The 19,825-nt window shown below is 44.1% G+C and carries 11 protein-coding genes and 1 CRISPR repeat array; of the genes, 3 read left to right on the top strand and 8 right to left on the bottom strand.

The window, feature by feature from the left end; translation table 11 throughout:
- Positions 1 to 9: 9 nt before the first annotated feature.
- Positions 10 to 993 (bottom strand): phenylalanine--tRNA ligase subunit alpha, encoded by a 984-nt coding sequence (pheS, locus tag MZ182_RS09235; protein WP_011789476.1) that lies wholly within the window; start codon positions 991 to 993, stop codon positions 10 to 12.
- Between the two features lie 522 nt (positions 994 to 1,515).
- Between pheS and MZ182_RS09230 the strand changes: the two genes are divergently transcribed.
- The 3 genes from MZ182_RS09230 (at position 1,516) to MZ182_RS09220 (ending at position 6,076) form a co-directional block, all read left to right on the top strand.
- Positions 1,516 to 3,024, top strand: coding sequence for a methyl-accepting chemotaxis protein (locus MZ182_RS09230; RefSeq protein ID WP_248065844.1), 1,509 nt, complete (start codon positions 1,516 to 1,518; stop codon positions 3,022 to 3,024).
- A gap of 189 nt (positions 3,025 to 3,213) precedes the next feature.
- On the top strand, positions 3,214 to 5,199 hold the full coding sequence (locus MZ182_RS09225) for a TonB-dependent receptor domain-containing protein (RefSeq protein WP_248065845.1): 1,986 nt from the start codon (positions 3,214 to 3,216) through the stop codon (positions 5,197 to 5,199).
- A gap of 586 nt (positions 5,200 to 5,785) precedes the next feature.
- On the top strand, positions 5,786 to 6,076 hold the full coding sequence (locus tag MZ182_RS09220; protein ID WP_011919229.1) for a cytochrome c3 family protein: 291 nt from the start codon (positions 5,786 to 5,788) through the stop codon (positions 6,074 to 6,076).
- Between the two features lie 173 nt (positions 6,077 to 6,249).
- On the opposite strand, the gene MZ182_RS09215 is transcribed toward MZ182_RS09220, so the two are convergent.
- The 7 genes from MZ182_RS09215 to cas1f form a co-directional block, all read right to left on the bottom strand.
- Positions 6,250 to 8,244, bottom strand: a complete 1,995-nt coding sequence (locus MZ182_RS09215) for an ATP-dependent DNA helicase (RefSeq protein ID WP_011789480.1) — start codon at positions 8,242 to 8,244, stop codon at positions 6,250 to 6,252.
- 238 nt (positions 8,245 to 8,482) lie between these two features.
- Positions 8,483 to 10,790: a CRISPR direct-repeat array (repeat unit 28 nt; unit sequence TTTCTAAGCCGCCTGTGTGGCGGTGAAC).
- A gap of 147 nt (positions 10,791 to 10,937) precedes the next feature.
- The gene (cas6f, locus tag MZ182_RS09210) at positions 10,938 to 11,612 is read right to left on the bottom strand and encodes a type I-F CRISPR-associated endoribonuclease Cas6/Csy4 (RefSeq protein ID WP_248065846.1); all 675 of its coding nucleotides are present in this window, start codon (positions 11,610 to 11,612) and stop codon (positions 10,938 to 10,940) included.
- Between the two features lie 2 nt (positions 11,613 to 11,614).
- Positions 11,615 to 12,643, bottom strand: a complete 1,029-nt coding sequence (gene csy3, locus MZ182_RS09205) for a type I-F CRISPR-associated protein Csy3 (protein WP_025008608.1) — start codon at positions 12,641 to 12,643, stop codon at positions 11,615 to 11,617.
- Positions 12,644 to 12,668: 25 nt separating this feature from the next.
- Positions 12,669 to 13,619 (bottom strand): type I-F CRISPR-associated protein Csy2, encoded by a 951-nt coding sequence (csy2, locus tag MZ182_RS09200; RefSeq protein ID WP_248065847.1) that lies wholly within the window; start codon positions 13,617 to 13,619, stop codon positions 12,669 to 12,671.
- The gene (gene csy1 / locus MZ182_RS09195) at positions 13,616 to 14,914 is read right to left on the bottom strand and encodes a type I-F CRISPR-associated protein Csy1 (protein WP_248065848.1); all 1,299 of its coding nucleotides are present in this window, start codon (positions 14,912 to 14,914) and stop codon (positions 13,616 to 13,618) included. The genes csy2 and csy1 overlap by 4 nt, the downstream gene beginning before the upstream one ends.
- Before the next feature lie 385 nt (positions 14,915 to 15,299).
- The gene (gene cas3f / locus MZ182_RS09190) at positions 15,300 to 18,731 is read right to left on the bottom strand and encodes a type I-F CRISPR-associated helicase Cas3f (RefSeq protein ID WP_248065849.1); all 3,432 of its coding nucleotides are present in this window, start codon (positions 18,729 to 18,731) and stop codon (positions 15,300 to 15,302) included.
- A 12-nt stretch (positions 18,732 to 18,743) separates the two neighbouring features.
- A complete protein-coding gene (cas1f, locus tag MZ182_RS09185; RefSeq protein WP_248065850.1) occupies positions 18,744 to 19,721 on the bottom strand; it encodes a type I-F CRISPR-associated endonuclease Cas1f in 978 nt (325 codons plus the stop codon).
- Positions 19,722 to 19,825: the final 104 nt, after the last annotated feature.

The following is a 19,825-nucleotide window of genomic DNA, read 5'->3' as shown; positions in this document are numbered from 1 at the left end:
ACAGCTCCGTTATTTAAATTGCTTCAGGAAACGTAGGTCGTTTTCGAAAAACGCACGTAAATCGTTTACGCCGTAACGCAACATAGTTAAGCGCTCGACACCCATACCAAAAGCAAAACCAGAGTATTTTTCTGGATCTATGCCAACGCTGCGCAGCACATTTGGGTGTACCATACCGCAGCCTAACACTTCTAGCCATTTGCCGTTTTTGCCCATCACATCCACTTCCGCTGAAGGTTCAGTAAAGGGGAAGTAAGATGGACGGAAACGCACTTGCAGATCTTCTTCGAAGAAATTACGCAGGAAGTCATGCAAAATGCCTTTCAATTCAGCAAAGTTAACATGCTCATCCACGAGCAACCCTTCCACTTGGTGGAACATAGGCGTGTGAGTTTGGTCGTAATCGTTACGATAAACACGACCCGGAGAAATAATGCGCAGTGGCGGCTTTTCAGTTTCCATAGTACGAATTTGCACGCCCGAAGTTTGGGTACGCAGCATCAGTTTAGGATTGAAATAAAAGGTATCATGATCGGCACGCGCTGGATGGTGCTCAGAGATATTCAAGGCATCGAAATTGTGGAAATCATCTTCAATTTCAGGCCCCTGCTTTACCGAGAACCCTAATTCCCCAAAAAAGGTTTCGATACGCTCGATAGTGCGCGTCACGGGGTGCAAACCACCGTTCTCTTGAGTGCGGCCAGGCAAAGTCACATCAATCTTTTCAGCGATTAATTTGGCTTCCAGCTCCGAACTCTTCAGACCATCGATGCGTTCAGTTAATTTTTGTTGAATCGCCTGTTTAGCATCATTGACCGCTTGGCCAAAGGCGGGCTTTTCTTCAGGGCTTAAGCTACCCATCATTTTCATCATGTCGGTGATCTTACCTTTCTTACCAAGGTAATCGACACGGATATCATCCAGTGCTTTTAGATCACTGGCCTGGTCAATAATGACTAAGGCTTGTTCTACGATCTCAGTTAACTGCTGCATTTTCTCTTCCACTGCATAGTCGCGCTTGATAAACAAGTGCTATGGGCGCCAAACTTTCAGGCTATTTGGGTGCTCAGGTTATCGGGCGTTAATGCCAGACGCTTTGCTAGCTATAACGAAATAAAAGGATAGAAATTTTACGCGAGCGAGCGGCATATTACTAGGGCTTATTGGGGGTTTTTATCATGCAAATTCATGTGTTACCCCAAAACAGTGGATGAGTTTTGTTCAAGTTAAAAGTTAACCTATATTCTCAGGCAAGATTTTCATCTTCAACACGACTAGCACTAGCCGCGAATGTAACTAAACTGTAAACTCAAACCTGTACCTTGCCAAAATTGCAGCAATCAACACAAATAGACTGTAATTGGACAACATTAATGTAATACCTAAGCCTTCAAAATACGCGTTTCAGCATCTTGGGATTGTTTAGGCATTAATACTTACAAAACAGAAAACTATAAAGTCTATGGCAAACTGACCGATACAGATTCGGTTCCAGCCTAATTTAATGAGGCGCTAATGAAAGAAGTAAAATTTCGTTGGATAGATCAATATCTTATCCACATGACCTTAAAAACTAAATTCGCTATTCTCGCCCTTGTCCCCATGATTATGATTGTGGGATTAGCGGTTTTTCTTAATATCCAGTTTCAGCAAACCCTTATTGATACACATTTCAAGACACTGCAAAACTCAGCACAACAAATTAATCAGATAACTGCCCAGCTCCATAGCAAATTACCAGACCAAGAACGCCAACAGCTACAAAACCAACTCAGTCACGGTAACGTAAACGTCATTGCCCTGAATAATGCTGATAATAAAGCACAATCCATCGCCCGCAGTGGTGGCGGTATTGATGATAGTCAATCCCAAAGAGCAATAAGTGGCGTTAATGATCAAAATCAGATCACGATTATTTCCATTGATAATAGAGAGATAGATGCCCTGCTCGCCAAGGATAACCTGTTGGTGTATGGGCTGATGGCGGCACTGTTGTTTGTGCTATTTTTGTTTAGCTATTACATTTCAACTTTTGTCGGTGGCGCGCTTTACACCACTGTCATGGCGTTAAAAAGAGCGGCCTCAGGCGATTTAACCGGACGTTTAAACTTTTTCGAAGTGAAGGACGAATTCAGTATCTTAGCCATCAGCATTGATACCTTAGTCGAACGGCAACATACCTTAGTGAAGCAAATTGCGGAGTCGACCAATAAAATTCGCGAGGTGGTGTCATCGTTTCGTAGCACCGCGCAGCAAGGTCAATCTCTTGCGGTAAATCAACGTCAACATCTCGATTCTTTAGCGACTGCAATGGAAGAAATGACCGCCGCCGTAAAAGAAGTCGCCCGCAATGCCGAGCAATCCTCTGCCGAAACTCAAGAAGCTAATCAGCAAGTGAGTGCGGGTGGTAAAGACATTGAAACCACAGTCAAAGCCATTGATCTGCTATCGGATGAAATTTCTGACGCCTCAAATGCCGTCAATATTCTCAATGATAATGCCAGCAAGATCGATGAAGTCGTTTCAAGCATTAATGCCATTTCCCAACAAACCAACCTACTCGCTCTCAACGCCGCGATTGAAGCGGCACGCGCGGGTGAACAAGGCCGCGGGTTTGCTGTCGTTGCTGATGAAGTAAGAACCCTCGCAAGCCGCACTCAATCGGCTACCGTTGAAATTAAAACCATGATTGAATCGTTGCAATCGGGCATACGTAACCTAACGCAAGTCATGTCGCGTACTGTGAACCAAGCCAATGAAGGCAAGCAACACGTACTGCAAACAGGTAAAGACTTAGAGTTTATCGCCCACCATAGCAACAAAGTATTTGAAATGAGCGTACTTATTGCGACTTCCGCCGAAGAGCAATCGGCAGTAGCCAATGAGATAGCCACCAATCTGATGGAAATTCGCAACCAGTCACACGATGTAGAACAATCGGCAAATCAATCCGTTTCCGGTTGTGATGAACTACAAGCAACGGCAGGACAACTCGACCAACTTATGGTGGGATTAAAAGTCTAATGATTAAAGCAACAAGGGAGCCCATACTCCCTTGTTGCTTAATTATGCATCACTATTCCACTTATTATTAACTAATTCATTTTCATACGTAAAACTTACAATAGATTTACATATAATGGTGAGCCATTCACTTGTTGCCTCCATTAAGAATAATTATCATTCGCCCAATTTTATCAAAGGAAGAATGATATGTTTACTTTACAACGTTTATGTAAGAGCCGGATAAATTGTCCATCACTCCCCCGTTTTACCCCTTCGGTTTTATCCTGTGCGGTTGCCATTGGATTATCGCTCTCAACAACCTTAGTTAATGCGGCAGAAACGACCTCAGTCAATCCAGACATGGAACGAATCGTGGTGACAGCAACTCAAACTAAGCACTCTGAACTTTCCGCCCCTGCATCGGTATCGGTGATTAATCGTGCAGAACTGGATGCGCTGGTCATCGACGACCTTGCTAGCGCGGTGCGTTATCTTCAAGGGGTGAATATTAGCGAAGGCACATCCTATGGTCGCAATGAGATCAGCCTACGTGGATTAGATTCTGATTACACACTGATTTTAATCAATGGCCGTCGAATCAACTCGCGCGAAGCACTCACATCATCTTATGGCAACGATTTTGACTTGTCTTCTATTCCCATGTCAGCAATTGAGCGTATTGAAGTTGTGCGTGGTCCTATGTCATCTTTATATGGTTCAGAAGCCCTAGGTGGGGTCATCAACGTCATATTGCGTCAACCGACTGACGACTGGCAAACCAGTGTTGGTGTGCAATATGACACACCAACAAAAGGTGACGGCGGTGATACCACTAAATATAATTTTTATACCAGTGGCGCACTTATCAAAGACAAGTTATTAGCAAATCTGATTGTGGATAGCAGCAAACGTGATGCATGGCGCTCAGATTTAAAACCTAAGCTAGATGCCCTTGAAGACCGAGATGAAATTAGTGCTATCGCCAATTTACAATGGCTTATTGATAGCAGCCAAGATTTACAGTTTGACCTCAGCTATGCCGATGATGAACGCGAATCCGATTGGAATAACTATGGTGCTATCCTCACAAACTACCAACAAGCGGAGCGGATAAGTTCAGGGTTAACCCATAATGGTCACTGGAATTGGGGCGATACTCGCCTACGCTATTACTATGAAAATGTTGAAGTAACTGATAACTCAGCCCTAATTGCCGAGATTGGCAATATCACCCAAACCAACCATAATCTCGATGGGCAAAGTACCGTACTACTTGGCGATCATATGCTCACTGGTGGTGCTGAATATCGCTGGACTAAACTTGAAAATAGCCGCAACGTCTTAGGTGACGGAGTATTAGACGATAATCAATCGGCCCTTTATTTACAGGATGAATTTAACCTAGGCGAACTCAATATCACCCTAGGTGGCCGTGTGGATCACCACGATGTTTACGGCACAGAATTCAGCCCTCGCCTGTATTTGGTCTATAACCTCAGTTCTGAGTGGGTGATTAAAGGTGGTGGCGGTAAAGCGTTTAAAGCCCCCAATATGTCACAATCGCAAGCTGATTATATTATTTCGTCTTGCCGTGGCTCTTGTACCCTTGCGGGTAACCCAGAATTAGAACCTGAAACCTCAGTCAACTATGAGTTATCAACCCAATACCAAACTACGGATATTGGCGGCTCGATCACTTATTTCCATAACGATGTTGAAAATAAAATCATCACAGAAACTTGGAATAGGGTTCCCGGCGCGGTATTAACCTACCAAAACGTAAATGAAGCGAAGATAACAGGTTGGGAATTACAAGCATGGTACGATTTGACCGATGATCTCAGCTTAAGTGGTAATTACAGCAAAACCGATGCAAAAGATAAACAAAACGGCACGCCATTTACCCTAACGCCAGAGGATAGCTACAACATTAAACTACAGTGGCAAGCATTAGATGGCTTATCGACCTTTGTCGCCTACCACTATACTGATGAGCAATATCTGCGAGCAAACGTCAAATCTGATGGTTATGGCTCATTAGACATTGGAGCCAATTATCAAATAAACCCAATGTTTAGGCTTAAATTAGGTGTCACAAACCTCACGGATTCAGAACGAGATGATGCTGCAACGGACCTTGACTACATTCAAAAGAGCCGTAGCGTATACGCAGGGATCACCGCGAGTTTCTAAACCCTGTAAGCACTAATGGGTTTAAAACACTCGTAATTAGCCATAAATATAACGGGTGAAAATGCATTTTGCGTTTCACCTGTTATATCCAATACATTATTACATTTTCTACAATTTAGAATTCTTGAAATAAATTTAATTAAGTTGATTTCTAACTTTGAGATTTTAAATATTAACTTTAAAACTTCAGGACACCATCTAGATCAAATTTTTAAACTAAAAAAGTCATTCATCCATTCACATTTGATAACGATCAACGTTTTATCACTTCAAAAACTTATTATACCTTCGAAAAGTTAAACATAAATCTCTGGATTATTATTAATTTAACCTTAATTTTGGCGAATTAACACCTGATGTATTAAGCGATATTAATCATAAAACAGCGACATCAATGAAGCATAAGCTTTCATTGATATATCATCTCGTTTTTTTAAATAAACAGTAATGATACCTACATCATATTCACACAACATGCGCTTTATTACCAAAAGCACAGGTTTTATTGGATAGTTATCATAACGACATAGATGATTTAACTCACTTGAGATTGATGATTTACCCAACAATAAAGAAGGAAAATAATATGCTTAAAAAGATGATGCTAATGTCTGTACTGTGCTTTTCGACTAGTTTAATGGCGGCATCACTTGCCGACAGCCATTCAGAACGCTCTGATTGTGAATCCTGTCATAAGGATAAAACCCCTTCTGCGGATTATGTTTTTGAAAATGAGCAATGCGTAGCATGTCATGGTGAAATGAAAACCCTTAAAGGTGATGCCCATACTAAACATGATGGCGTTCTCACATGCACTAATTGCCATATCGCCCATGAAGAAAAAGCACCTGCTGATTCCTGTAAAGAGTGTCATTGATTTATTGTTAAGTGAATAAAAACCAACCGTGTTGAATGGATTCACTAGGCAGTAACGCCTTTTAAAACCTATCTCCAAAGAAATTTGCCACCTATGCCCACAGGTGGCAATTTTTATTTAAGCTATAACGCCTAAATAGTCAGTTGTCCGCCAATATTATTAATAAGATGTTTTTATGGGATGGTTCTTAAAAACGCCAATGCTTTATCTAAGTCGCGGGTACGCGCCATTGGCGGCAGTGAATTTAAAAAGGCTTGGCCATAATAGCGATTCACAATCCGATTATCGCAAAGGATTAATACACCACGGTCTTTTTCATCACGAATAAGACGTCCAACACCTTGTTTAAGCGCAATAATCGCCTGAGGCAACGACACTTCAGTAAAAGGATCGCCCCCTTGACGACTCACGTTGTCGGCTCGTGCGCGATACAGTGGTTCATCAGGTGAGACAAAAGGTAATTTATCGATAATCACGCAACTTAATAGCTTGCCGCGCACATCCACTCCTTCCCAAAAACTGCTAGTACCGAGTAATACCGCATTACCAAGCTGACGAAACTTAGTTAACAAACTCTGCTTTCCCGCTTGCCCTTGCACTAACAATGGATATTGAGTACGAGCCCGCAGTGCCAACGCAGTTTGCTCCAGCATGTTATGGCTGGTAAATAGAATAAAAGTACGTCCTTGCGCCGCATCTATGGCTTGCACACACACATCCACCAGTTGTTTTAATGCTTGCTGTTGATTTGCCACATTCCCAAGTTGCCTCGGCACACAAAATACGGCTTGGCGCGGATAATCAAAGGGACTATCGAGAATACTTTGGGCCGCATCGACTATCCCCATTTCACGGGCAAAATGCGCAAGGCTGCGATTAACTTGCAACGTTGCCGAGGTAAATATCCAACTGGTTTCTGGCACAAATAACTGCTGACACTCTCGGGCAATATTAATTGGCGAAATACGTAGCACGACAAAGCGACTACCAAATTCAACGCTATAGGCGGCCTGATTATTATCGCAATGAAAAAACACATTGAGTTTATTATTTAACTCAGCCAACTGAATCGCGATATCATCTAATAACTCACTACGGCCAATATGAGCCATTAATAAATTTTGCAGTGCAGTTAACTCTGCCAGTAAATCCCATGAGGCAGTAGCGAGTAATTTATTGCCTAGCACCAATCGCCAATCTGACTCACCAGCCGAATATAACTGATTATGCCAATCACTTAATTTGGTAAGACAACGCTGACAAAACTGGGCAATTTGCCCAGTATCACTCAGTTCTGTTTGATAAATGGCAAGTAGCTTTTGAATAAGATCATCGATAGTACGACTCGAACATTGTTGACCAAAATAGTTAACACAAATATCGGGTAATAAATGTGCCTCATCGAAAATAACCACATCGGGATCGGGCAATAACTCAGCAAAGCCCGTGTCCTTCAATACGCTATCAGCGAAAAATAAATGGTGGTTAACGACGATAATCTTAGCATCCATGGCACGGCTACGCGCTTTACGGGTAAAGCAGACCTCATAAAAATCGCAGCGCTTGCCAAGACAAGTCTCCTTGGTACTCACCACTAATGGCAGCGCAGAAGAATGCTCAGGAACAGAGGTAAGCGCACCAATATCACCATCCTGACTGATACCCGCCCACTGATTAATTTTTAATAAATCATCCAGTAAACGAGCTTCAATATGGCTTGCCTCTCGCATTTGTTTATCCAGTCGCCACTGGCACAGATAATTATTACGCCCCTTGAGTAAGGCGAGTTTAGGCTCAATCCCAAACATAGAGGTAAGTGCAGGTAAATCTTTAAAAAATAATTGCTCTTGCAGATTTTTACTGCCCGTACTAATGATAACTTGTTTGCCGCTCAATAACGCAGGGATCAAATAGGCAAAGGTTTTTCCAACCCCCGTGCCCGCCTCAATCACCAAATTACCTTTAGATGCAATGGCCTCACTTACCCCTTGTGCCATCTGCATTTGACTTTCCCGAGCACTAAATCCTTGAATATGCGTCGACAATACCCCTCCTTGCAAAAATGCACGTTGCACTTCAGTCGAGAGTCGACTTACCGATACAGAACCGTTTGAGGCTAAAGGCTTAACCACTGAGGCTTGAGTGGTTGATTGGCGGGAGCGAGTCAAAGGGGAAATCTATCCTTTATCAAGGTGTTATAAAATATTCAAAAAGTATCGTAAGGCCGTAATCAATTATTGAACTCATCAATAGCCGATATGGGCTAGCACTCTCTAGCTGACGCCATACATCACAATACTAGGCTTAAAGTTAAAAGGGAGTTCGAAGCATTATGCTGATTTAAGATAAGACTACAAGTTAACAACGACATTAACGCCAATATTAGCACTCACCCTTACCGCTATATCTACAAGCCGCCAGTGCGGCGGTGAACTTGAATTTTTAAATACTTCGCCTTCTCTTGTGTTTCTAAGCCGCCTGTGTGGCGGTGAACCCGCATTGCATCGAGTGATAAGGCCCTTTCCTTTTCTAAGCCGCCTGTGCGGCGGTGAACGGTGGTGGGTGTTGCGCACTCTCTTTGCTTTTTTTCTAAGCCGCCTGTGCGGCGGTGAACAACTAACTATCTAGTGGAGTTCTGCAAAGAACTTTCTAAGCCGCCTGTGCGGCGGTGAACCTTAGGTATAGATGCCGCTGACGACTTAGCGCTTTCTAAGCCGCCTGTGCGGCGGTGAACCGAGTCACCAACGATATTGCCGTTACCTGAGTTTTCTAAGCCGCCTGTGCGGCGGTGAACTTAATCCTGAATTACTCGACTTGGCGGCGAAATTTCTAAGCCGCCTGTGCGGCGGTGAACCCTCAAACCAATGTGGGGTTAACTAGCTTTGATTTCTAAGCCGCCTGTGCGGCGGTGAACGTGTCGGTGCAACTGGCGCTGGCGACTTCTCGTTTCTAAGCCGCCTGTGTGGCGGTGAACATGGTGTTGTTTATGGTGGGAGTGCGGGGGTATTTCTAAGCCGCCTGTGTGGCGGTGAACTCCTGCTTCCTGCTGCAGGTTTTATCACGCTTTTTCTAAGCCGCCTGTGTGGCGGTGAACTGACACGTGACGAAGACCAGTCGATTCTTGCATTTCTAAGCCGCCTGTGTGGCGGTGAACGGATTCGCAATGGTGAAAACATTCTCATAGACTTTCTAAGCCGCCTGTGTGGCGGTGAACAGCCGATAGCAGGTAACGAGGATTTAATTTTGTTTCTAAGCCGCCTGTGTGGCGGTGAACATATCAGGTACACGCTGGGTAAGAAATGATGATTTCTAAGCCGCCTGTGTGGCGGTGAACCTAAAAGCCTAGTGACTGAATTGCTCGCCTTTTTTCTAAGCCGCCTGTGTGGCGGTGAACGAAATCGGTAATCGTTGCAACATCGGATAACGTTTCTAAGCCGCCTGTGTGGCGGTGAACATGGTGCAATTGTAGCGACAATTAATACATCGTTTCTAAGCCGCCTGTGTGGCGGTGAACACAAAGGCGCCGTGGGTATCGCTTACGGTAAATTTCTAAGCCGCCTGTGTGGCGGTGAACTGGTATGTTTATGGCCGCTATCATTCACGTATTTTCTAAGCCGCCTGTGTGGCGGTGAACTACACTTCCAAACGCCTTCATATCTCCAGCTATTTCTAAGCCGCCTGTGTGGCGGTGAACAATTAAGGGGCGCAAGTAATGTTTGAAAACGTTTTCTAAGCCGCCTGTGTGGCGGTGAACTGAACATGGAGCGAATGAATCAAGCGTATGCTTTTCTAAGCCGCCTGTGTGGCGGTGAACGAACTGGGAAACCAAGACGCTTCAACATGCGATTTCTAAGCCGCCTGTGTGGCGGTGAACGAAAGAACGCGATAAAAAGTGGGCTCTGGAGTTTTCTAAGCCGCCTGTGTGGCGGTGAACATTGTGGAGTTAATCGCGCTGTAATTCACTTTTTTCTAAGCCGCCTGTGTGGCGGTGAACTAGAGACAGAGGGGCAGGCTGGGCCTTAGTAATTTCTAAGCCGCCTGTGTGGCGGTGAACGCATACGCAAAACAACGCAATATTTTGACCACTTTCTAAGCCGCCTGTGTGGCGGTGAACAACTGTCGGCGCATCTGGTACTTACTGTGATGTTTCTAAGCCGCCTGTGTGGCGGTGAACTGGCGACTTGCATTTAGACGAATGCGCTATTTTTTCTAAGCCGCCTGTGTGGCGGTGAACGCTTCCGAACCATTGTTAATACGTCGCGAATTTTTCTAAGCCGCCTGTGTGGCGGTGAACCTAGATTACAAAACCTAAAACGTTACTTCACATTTCTAAGCCGCCTGTGTGGCGGTGAACGTGGTATCCCGGTTTTAATGATTACCCTTTGGTTTCTAAGCCGCCTGTGTGGCGGTGAACGCCATCAAAATCTGCTGGCCACTCTAGCCTCATTTCTAAGCCGCCTGTGTGGCGGTGAACTCAAGTCCCTTGGCGGGAATATGCTCTATACTTTTCTAAGCCGCCTGTGTGGCGGTGAACGAATGTTCTGAGGGTGATGGTACTGAACCAGATTTCTAAGCCGCCTGTGTGGCGGTGAACCAGAAATGAAAAAACCCCCGTTCTGTCTTACGTTTCTAAGCCGCCTGTGTGGCGGTGAACTTTGATGGCCAAGCCGATTGGGTTGGTAAAAATTTCTAAGCCGCCTGTGTGGCGGTGAACAATAGCTTATCTGCAAAAAAATAAGTTACAACAGGCAGATAGGTAAAAAAACGTACTTTTACCTTTCTAAATATCAACTGTTGTAACTTTTTGTTTTAAAACTAATTTTTTAAAGAGCAAAAATAAAGGGTATTTTAGGTCTCTAAATTAACCTTCAAACCAAGGGACTGCGGCTTGTTCTGTTTGAGCACGACGGCTAAGCCCGTAGCAATTAAATAGCCCATTATTTTGACTAGGTTTGGTGACTTTTTCACACTCAATAAACAATAAAAACTTTCTGCGATCTGCGGGACCGACATCTTTCTCCGTTGATAAACTTCGCAAGTTGATAAACGGCAATTTAGATTTAGTATCGAGATTATCTATCGACGCTAATAAACGCGTCTTAACTTCAATAATATCAAAGCCATTTTTTTGGGCGATCACTATCGCACGAGCATCGATATTTCTGCGCAGTTTGTCAGGTGACTTAAAATGGCGGCGTTTAAAGTAAGCATATTCGGAGACATTATCAGGCACCGCTTTAATTGCTTTTATGTGTACATAATCCGCTAAACGCGCCAACCATTGCGCAACCTTAAGATCTGCTAGTTGCTGCTCTGTTCCAGCGAATAATCTTAACTTATCCCCTAACGGAAACTTTGTATTATCACTGAATGACTTAGCATCATATTTAGGGAACGACAATCCAATGGCGGAATTTTCCGCACTGACTTTATGTTCAACCAACATCAAGTGGATCTGCTGGTAAACTTTGTGCCACAAAAAACCAAGATTGGCTTCGGCGTCGGGCAGTAAAGTGATATCGAGGTAGTATTTCATTACTACTCCTTATCACTTTCGCCAAATACTCCACCGCGCACTAATACCGCCATCACATAGTGCTCATCTTCAATTCGGCTTAACTTTTCACCCCGCGCCCACAGATCAAAAAAACTGTAAAAATCTTGTTTGGCTGCAGGAGTACGATAGGCCTTACCTAGATTAGTAACTGCGCCATAGGGTTCGATGGCAATGGCCCCCGCACTAGTTTCAGGATCGGTAAATTCAGGATACCAAGTATCGATAGTACGCAGCGCATTACCGAGCTTTTGTGAGTGCATAGCCGCTAACCCATTAACATTATAGAGAATTTTGCTTTTCTCGCCTTTACCTTTATCTAAAACCAGTTCTTCGCTTGGGTAGACTTCTTGCGCTCTCCCTACCTGTGCAAAACAGTTGATATCTAATAATAAAAAATCATCCTCACTGGAAAGTACTGTGGCGATATGGTTAGCCAGTGCGTTGATTTGCGCATCGTTATTATCAAAGCTTTTGGTACTAAATTGAGTGGCGTCGAATGTCCAGCTTTGATCAAGCGTGCTATTTTTTGCCCTTACTTGCACTTCAATGTTCTCTGCACCGACGCGGTTACGCCATAAAAAGCGAGCATTGGCTATATTAGTGGCGTAACGGCGAGCTAACTCGGTAAAACCTTGGTTTTCAATGTAGGCTGCTGCCGCTGCGCGGTAACTTTGTTTGAACAATGCATTGTTACAAGCGGATGGCTCGGTAATACCCCCTAAGACTTTAATGGTGAATTGCAAATTCAGCGTATCGTGCTCTGGCGCCAGCGCACAGGCATCCACACGTTGTAAATTGGCTTTTTCCACTTCAGCATTAAGCTTGGCGGGGTCATTTTTTATCGCTGCTTTTAAACGGTTGGAAATGGTGCCTCGCACCGATTTCTCCCTCAATGCCAATGGCACTATTTGACTCCGTTCGGTCCATGAGGTGCCATACATATAGCCATCACTCACCACTAACTTTTTTTCAAAGGCTAATACTGATGCCACATTTTCTTTTTTCGCCATGATAAATATCCTTTTCTATTAACGATTAAAATTCTGATTCGATTGAAGTTAAGCCCGAACTTGCAGATTTAGGAGATTCGCTATGTTTTTGCTGACAAAGGTATAAGTCACCATCGATGTGATAACGCCACAGCATCTGCTCTACACTATGTAAGCGATGTGGCATTTTAAATTCACCTAAGGTTACAAGACTTTCAGCGAACCGATGTGACGTGTTCGGATCGCGCTGATTTTTAGCATCACTCAACTCACTTAGCGCATGATATCCGGTAGCTATTGGCACTACCCACCCAGCCGGTTTGTTTTCGAGTGTTTTACGGTAGCTGCGCCACTCGATGTTACCTTCTTCGTCCTGATCACAACTATGATGAACGGCAAGGTAGTCAATTAACGCATTCAGGGCATCCACACCCTCTGCCATAGCGGCTTGCATCAAATCGCGACGCTCAATCAATACATAACCCGGCATCAAGTGACGCTGTAGTTTGCGTAAATCTTTATCATCACCTTCACTGTTGTTGATACAAAAAGGCGGCTGAAAACTTTTTATATCGCCACCCGCTAACTTCATCTTGGCGTGCAATAACTGGGTTACCGCACTTAATAAGTGCTCATGTTCATCAATAGTGATCCCATTTAACTCAATCACTAAACTGATCTCAAGATGACAGCGTGCCTCTTCAATGAATGCGGATCTCGCACCGGTTTTATCCAGAGGATTACCTGTACCTACAATGGAGTGAACATAGTCATTGTCTCCTTTGTAGGTTTGCAAATTGACATCGTGGCTGACCACACCAGTCGCTAAAAAATTTACTGGGATATCTTGTGCATTTACATGCCGTTGCAACGCATGTACACCTCCCAACCAGGCCGTCATTGCCGGAAACCCTATGGTAAATGGGCTGGATAAGGCATTGGCGTTATGCACCTTAATATGAGGAATAATAAGTAGTTTTTTAACTTCACCTATCATCGCAATGCCTCCTTATTGCTTAAGACGATTTTCTGCATCTGCCGATATTCAGCATCACCAAACTTAATGGCTTTGCTACCCAAGGTTTTTTCATAACCATGGAATAAAAAGCCTGTGATGGCATTGCAAATAACATCTAACCAGTCGTCGGTTGTCTCACGTAATATTTTGGTGTGTTCACAAAGCCAGGTTTGTTGCACCGTTGGAAGCAGACTATCTTCTCGTCGGAATTGAGCCTGTGCAACAGAACGCACCTGCCACATTTTTTCAATGACGTGATCAATTACACTTTGGTAATAGTCATCCCGCTGCACCCGAATATGCATATTGTTATCATCGCCGCGATAGAGTTGATGTAAGGCCTGAAACTGATTTTTACATTGGGTGTAACGTAATGTCTGACTAAAAAAATCACTGTGGGGGAAATGTACATCGCGATTTTTAAGGTTAGGAGGCAGACTCAACAGCAAGTGCGCTTTACCGCCATTTTGATTATTTAACACACTAATATTTTGAGGTTTAGTGCCGCCATAACCTATGGTGGTGAGGTTATAGATTTCTTTGTATCCCTGATGAAATTGGTTGGTTTTCTTTTTATCACGCGCCTCTTTTATGGTCTCGCCAAAACGCATGGCATCCAGCCGCTGCCTCAGTTCAAACACTATGCCAGAAGCGGTTAACAGAGAGAGCTGATGATATTCGATTGAGGCTAAATGACCATTAACTGAGTTGCCGCGATTCAGTGGAAAATACACCTGCTTTATTTTCGAGCTGGTAATACTTTCACTGCTTGTTGCCGTCATCGCTAAAAACGCTTGCTTTAACGTCTGGTAATCTGGGTAGGTTTCTTTATTCGCGGCTGCCAGTAAATTTACGGCTTGCTCACTATCGCGTGCTAAGTGCTGAATAAGCGTTTCACCATCGTCCATCACTAAGGTTAGAAATTTATACACATCCAGCGCAGCGGCGTTGCCCAGAGCATCTGCGGCCACTTCAACATTACCGCTGCGTAAAAAACCATCATTGGCTTTTTCACTATGAGCAATAATGGATGTCACGTAACCATTTTTATTTTTACGCGCGCTGGGATGGCTAAAGGTACAAGGATGGGTAGAAATGGCGATTTGCCCAGCCCGACTGGCTGCATTAGGTAGCCAATTTGCCAAGCTAAACTGTGTTTCACACTCGATTTCCAACGCCTTTATCTCAACGTCAGACATAGATGCTTTAATATTTTTCTTTAACCACGCCGATTTTCGGTCAGCGAAGAACTCGCTTATTGCTCCATCAATCATTCTTTCCCCCACTCCATATCAATGACATTAAGAATTTAAAAATCCGCCTCCAGATTGCAATGGTATGAGCATCTGGAATTGATTCACCTTCATCAACAAAACTCACTTCTTCAGTCCTGCAGATAGTGACAATCTCTTTACGTATGTACTTTCTACTCATACCCACCACGCACAATGTTGCTTAACATTTATGCATGTTAGTATTAAAAGCCACCAGCATCAACCATGTAACAACGAGCAAAACAGTGCTAACGTTATAATGTTTTTATTGCGCCTTCAGTGTAAACTAGTGCCACTGCCGCATAGGCAGCTTAGAAAATGTAACAACGCATGTTTACTGCCGCACAGGCAGCCCTTAAGCCAGAGCCATAAGCTCTGGCTTTTTCTATAGTTTTACCAATCCTAATTGATCGTTATAAGCGTATTGTTGCTTTTCATTATGGGGGAAGTTCAACTCGCCATAACGAAGTGACACACGCCTTTGACTCAATGGCTGCTGACTATCTAGGCTTTTATCGGCAAATTCAGCGCAGGCTCTGTCATAGTCACGTACCAGCCATAACCTACTGCGAGCCTGCGGGGCTAACCCGATACGCTGAATATTAAGAATATTCTCACGATCATCGGCATAACCTTCTTCATCCTTTTCGCAAAAGCGACTGGTGTTCTGGTCGTTATCGAACACTAAAAACACTTTAATACTGGGTTCACTGTGCCTAAATGGCGTGAGCTGCTGTGCTAATGCGGTTAAAAACCAATGTTGATTTAACCAGCCTTGTAAAGTTGCTGGGCTGGTTTGTGCACCTTCACCCTGCATTTTATAGTTAGACAACCAACTCCAAGTCGCAATATGTTCTAGCTCAATTAAACTGCCACAAAGGCTCACATGACGCATATAGTCCGCAGTTAACTGTACTGGTTTGTGAATACGAGGAATGGCATCTAGGCGCTCTGCGATATCGAGGGTATTGATCAGACGAGTCAGATCATGCGTTTCCAACGAGCAAACATCTTCATAGCCGGGACGATTAAAGACTCTGACACGTTCAAGGTGGTTATCTCGGATCCCTTTCCAGTTATATTGCAGCAAAGCAATGTTTGCTGTAGTCACTTCACCTTCCCTGTGTCGCTTTACACGTCCGGCTAATTGAATAATGGAACGATAGGATGAAGGCTCAATCACAGCCCAATCAAAATCATGGTCCCGCCCGACTTCCTCCACAGGTGTTGCAACTAATATAAACAACACATTGCGTATAGCGGTAGGCTGCGCAGCTATCGCCGCTAAATGCTGACGAATAACAGGATCTGACAATGCCTGTGGCGGTTCGTTTTCAGCTTCTTTACGTTTAAGCACTTTATCTAAGTGTTGCTCTTGTATCGAGCGCAGCAATAACACTTGCTGACTGTGATAAGCCATCACTCTTACCTCAGTATCAAGCGGCCATTCTTTGGCTAATAAATACTGCGTCAATGCAACACAAGGGGAAATATTGGCAACGCGCACCACGCCAAAAGATATATTTAGCTGGCTCTTGCTATCATGAAAATGGTGCTGTTGATGCTTTTGTAGCGCGCTTTGGGCAATCACACTAAAATACGCCTGCTGCTTACTTTCAATCACAGTTTGCTGTTTATGGCTTTGTCCTTGATGCTGCTCGATAATCACTTGGCAATCACTGATATCGGCTTTGCGTTTGGCTGGCTGTTGTTTTAACTTAGCGACCCGCTTAGTAATAAAGGCTTCATGTTCCTGCCGATATTGACCTATTGATCTTGCAGGCTGCTGTGTATCAGCCGACTCACTACAATTATTGCTGGTAACTTGAGTAGAAAACTCATCTATCCACGCACAACCAATCATATTGTGAGCACTACGCGTTTTACAATAAAGCTGCCAACCATCGCGATAGGCCTTGAAATAGCCTTCGGCCATAAAAGGTGGAATAGTGGCGGAGGAAATCATCACCTTACACCCAAGCATACCCGCTAGATGAATCAGCCTGCCGATGGCAATCAAATCATCTCCAGTAAAGTCATCAATCTCGTCAATCACTAAATCTGACGACATCAAGCGCAGAGTCGGCAAAATATAGCGGCCACCACGCTTGGTTTCTGTTGCCGCCATCAAATGATCAATAGTGCAAGCCAGAACTGGCGCATACAAGAACTGTTTATCTCTGTTACAGGTTAACACTGTACTTAACCCTTGCTCTGGAATCGCACAGTCAAAATCTATCTCTTCATCCAGCAAGGTCTCCTGTGACGATGACCCCGTGTGTTCCACATTTTTTTTATCCAATTCAGCTTTACGCTGTTGGTGCAACTCCATGACCGCTCTAGAGCCAATAAGTACAGCCAGTTCGCTGTTATCTAAACCCACACGCTCACGGTATTCATCACCTGTTTGCAGTGTTAATGTGCGCAAACCTAAGGCCAAAATAAAGCGCAAGCTTTTACTGTCACCCGATAACGCTCGCATCACTTTGGCGTTTGCAAAGGTTTTACCACAACCCGTACTGGCCATATTCACAGTAAAAAAACCATATTTCTGTTTAGCTTGCTTATCGATGGCATAACGCCAAGTGGTGATTTTATCCACCGCTTTATCCTGCCATTGATAGGGTTTAGGGCTAGGTTTGTGCAAACTATGAATATCTTCTGCAACCGGCGGTTCTTGCTCAAATGCAGGCAATAAATGTGCTGTATTTAATGCACAGCGGGCAACACCCACTAAATGCTCATCCAATTTTTGCTTTAAGGTGTTAGTCGCTCTGTCGGTATTAGCATAAAGACCTGTGGTGTCCTGCCACTTTTGATCGGCTTGCTGTGAAGAATAAAAGTGATCGCCTAGCATTAGGCATAAACGGGCATGATTGAGTACAAGTCGATAACTACCATCAGTTAAACATTGCTGTACCTGCGTTTGTTGCTGCAATAACCGCGCTGACCATTTTTTGACTTGCTGTAACCAAGGTTTTGAATTACTGAGTAATCCATTAGGAAAACGAAAGCAGCTCTTTAGGCGTTTCTCGTAATCCTGTTCGTCATAGCGATTCTGATATCCCCACTCTTTGCTGATACGAGCAAGCATAATATCGAGTGATGCTGCACTTTCCGTTTTGTAATCAGTACACAGATCTTTATCCGGCAATGGTAACCTGTGGTGCGATACGATTAACCATGCCACCAATTTAGCTATTGGCGGTAAAGCATTAAGTGGTTTAGCTGTGTCCGCCTGAATAAACTGTTTTAAGCGAGATTCGTCAATATCAGCTTCACTTAATCGGCTCAGCCATTGCTCATCGGTATCAGCATCAGTCGTGTGAATAAAGGCATGTAATAGCAGTAAAGATATCCACTCATGACGAATAGGATCACCTTTAAATCGATGTTGACTACTCGGATTTAATTTATCCTGAAACAACGTAGTTGCCTTACCCCAGTCATGTAATAGTGCCGATAACCCCGCCAGTGCTTTAATTAACGGTAAATAGTGCCAATCATTTTCAATATCGCTAGCTAATAAATTCCTACGGGTACTATTCACTGGCACTATGCCTTGTTCATTAAATTTCAATCGATTTCCTACGACCCAAAGTAATTGGCTTCTGGCACGCGAACGGATCCAGTGACAACTCACCGCCGTACTTTTACTGGCGGTTTGTTTGAGCATTTTCTTAACCGTTAATAGGCCATCTTCGGTGATCAGGGTTTGCCAAGTGTTATCGCCTATGCGGTTAGCAAAAGCATCCAGCACGCGGCGGGTCTTTTTGAGGGCATTTTTCTCGCACTGACTGATGAATGTCACCATCATAGCTGTTGTACCTTATAAGCCTTGGGCTGCAATTTGCTCGGCACTGTAGTCCTGTAGTGCAACGCCTTTCACCGTATTGAACATAAAATCTAAGGCGTTATGGTCGGTAAAGGCTTGTAACACTTGCTGGCGAAACTCTTGTTCGCTGGCCTTTTCTTTGGCGCAGACGAATGCCCAGGGTAATACGATGGCGTCTTTGATGAGATCGGCGACGTCGAAAATCAAAGCCCCGCGGCGGGTCTTTCCATGCATCACGGCAAAACCGTGGGGAATGCCCAGAACCCAGAGACAACTGGCGGCGAGTCCATAGGCTAAATAGTTGCCGTGGTTTAAAAAGTCGTTCGCGATATCTGTGCTTTGGTGTTGGCGGGTAAAATCTTTGAGTTGGGTATTATTGGCGGCGTGCTTGTACAGCACTTTGGTTAACTGGGCTTCGGTCAGTAGCAGATCCGACTGTTTAGTTGCCGCATAGGTACGAGCATGAAACGTCTCGAGCGCGGCTTGGATTGCAGGATCTTTAAAGATAAAGCCCTCCGTTTTGAGCTCGCGATCCCTCTGCCACACTTGCTCGATAAATTGGATGCGGGCTTGCTGGAAGGTTTTCGCGGCGAGTAATCGTTTTTCATCATCAAACCAAAATTGCATCCAGCCGTGTAAATATTCAGTGGGCCGATATTCACTCTGTGGTGTCAGCCATTCCACTTCGCAGGTCATATAAAGTGGTGTGCCGCCACCGCCACAAAAGCCGACTAATACCCCCGCCTGCGCAAGCATTCGCATAGCCGCTTGGGTGATGGAAGTGCCATTACCTAATAATAGGACTGTGGTGTTAGCGATAGGGATATTGAAATACTGATTGTCTTGCTTGGCTTCCGTTAAATACAGCACCCGGCCATCTTTTTGCATCACTCGACAGTATTCAAGGTAATACATGTTCGCGCGTTTTGAGTGCAAAATGTTTTTTAGATCCGATGGGCTAAAATCATCCATAACTCACCTCAGTAAAAATGGTGGAGGAAAATCCACCATAAGAAGTATCCCTGTGTTATCCATACTAACTGTAGAATCGTTTATTCACTATACAGTTTCAGTGT

This window comes from Shewanella sp. JNE2 (genome assembly GCF_023159115.1).
Classification (GTDB): domain Bacteria; phylum Pseudomonadota; class Gammaproteobacteria; order Enterobacterales; family Shewanellaceae; genus Shewanella; species Shewanella putrefaciens.
The sequence above is the reverse complement of the archived record's forward strand: the minus strand, read 5'-3'. Positions and strand labels throughout refer to the sequence as shown.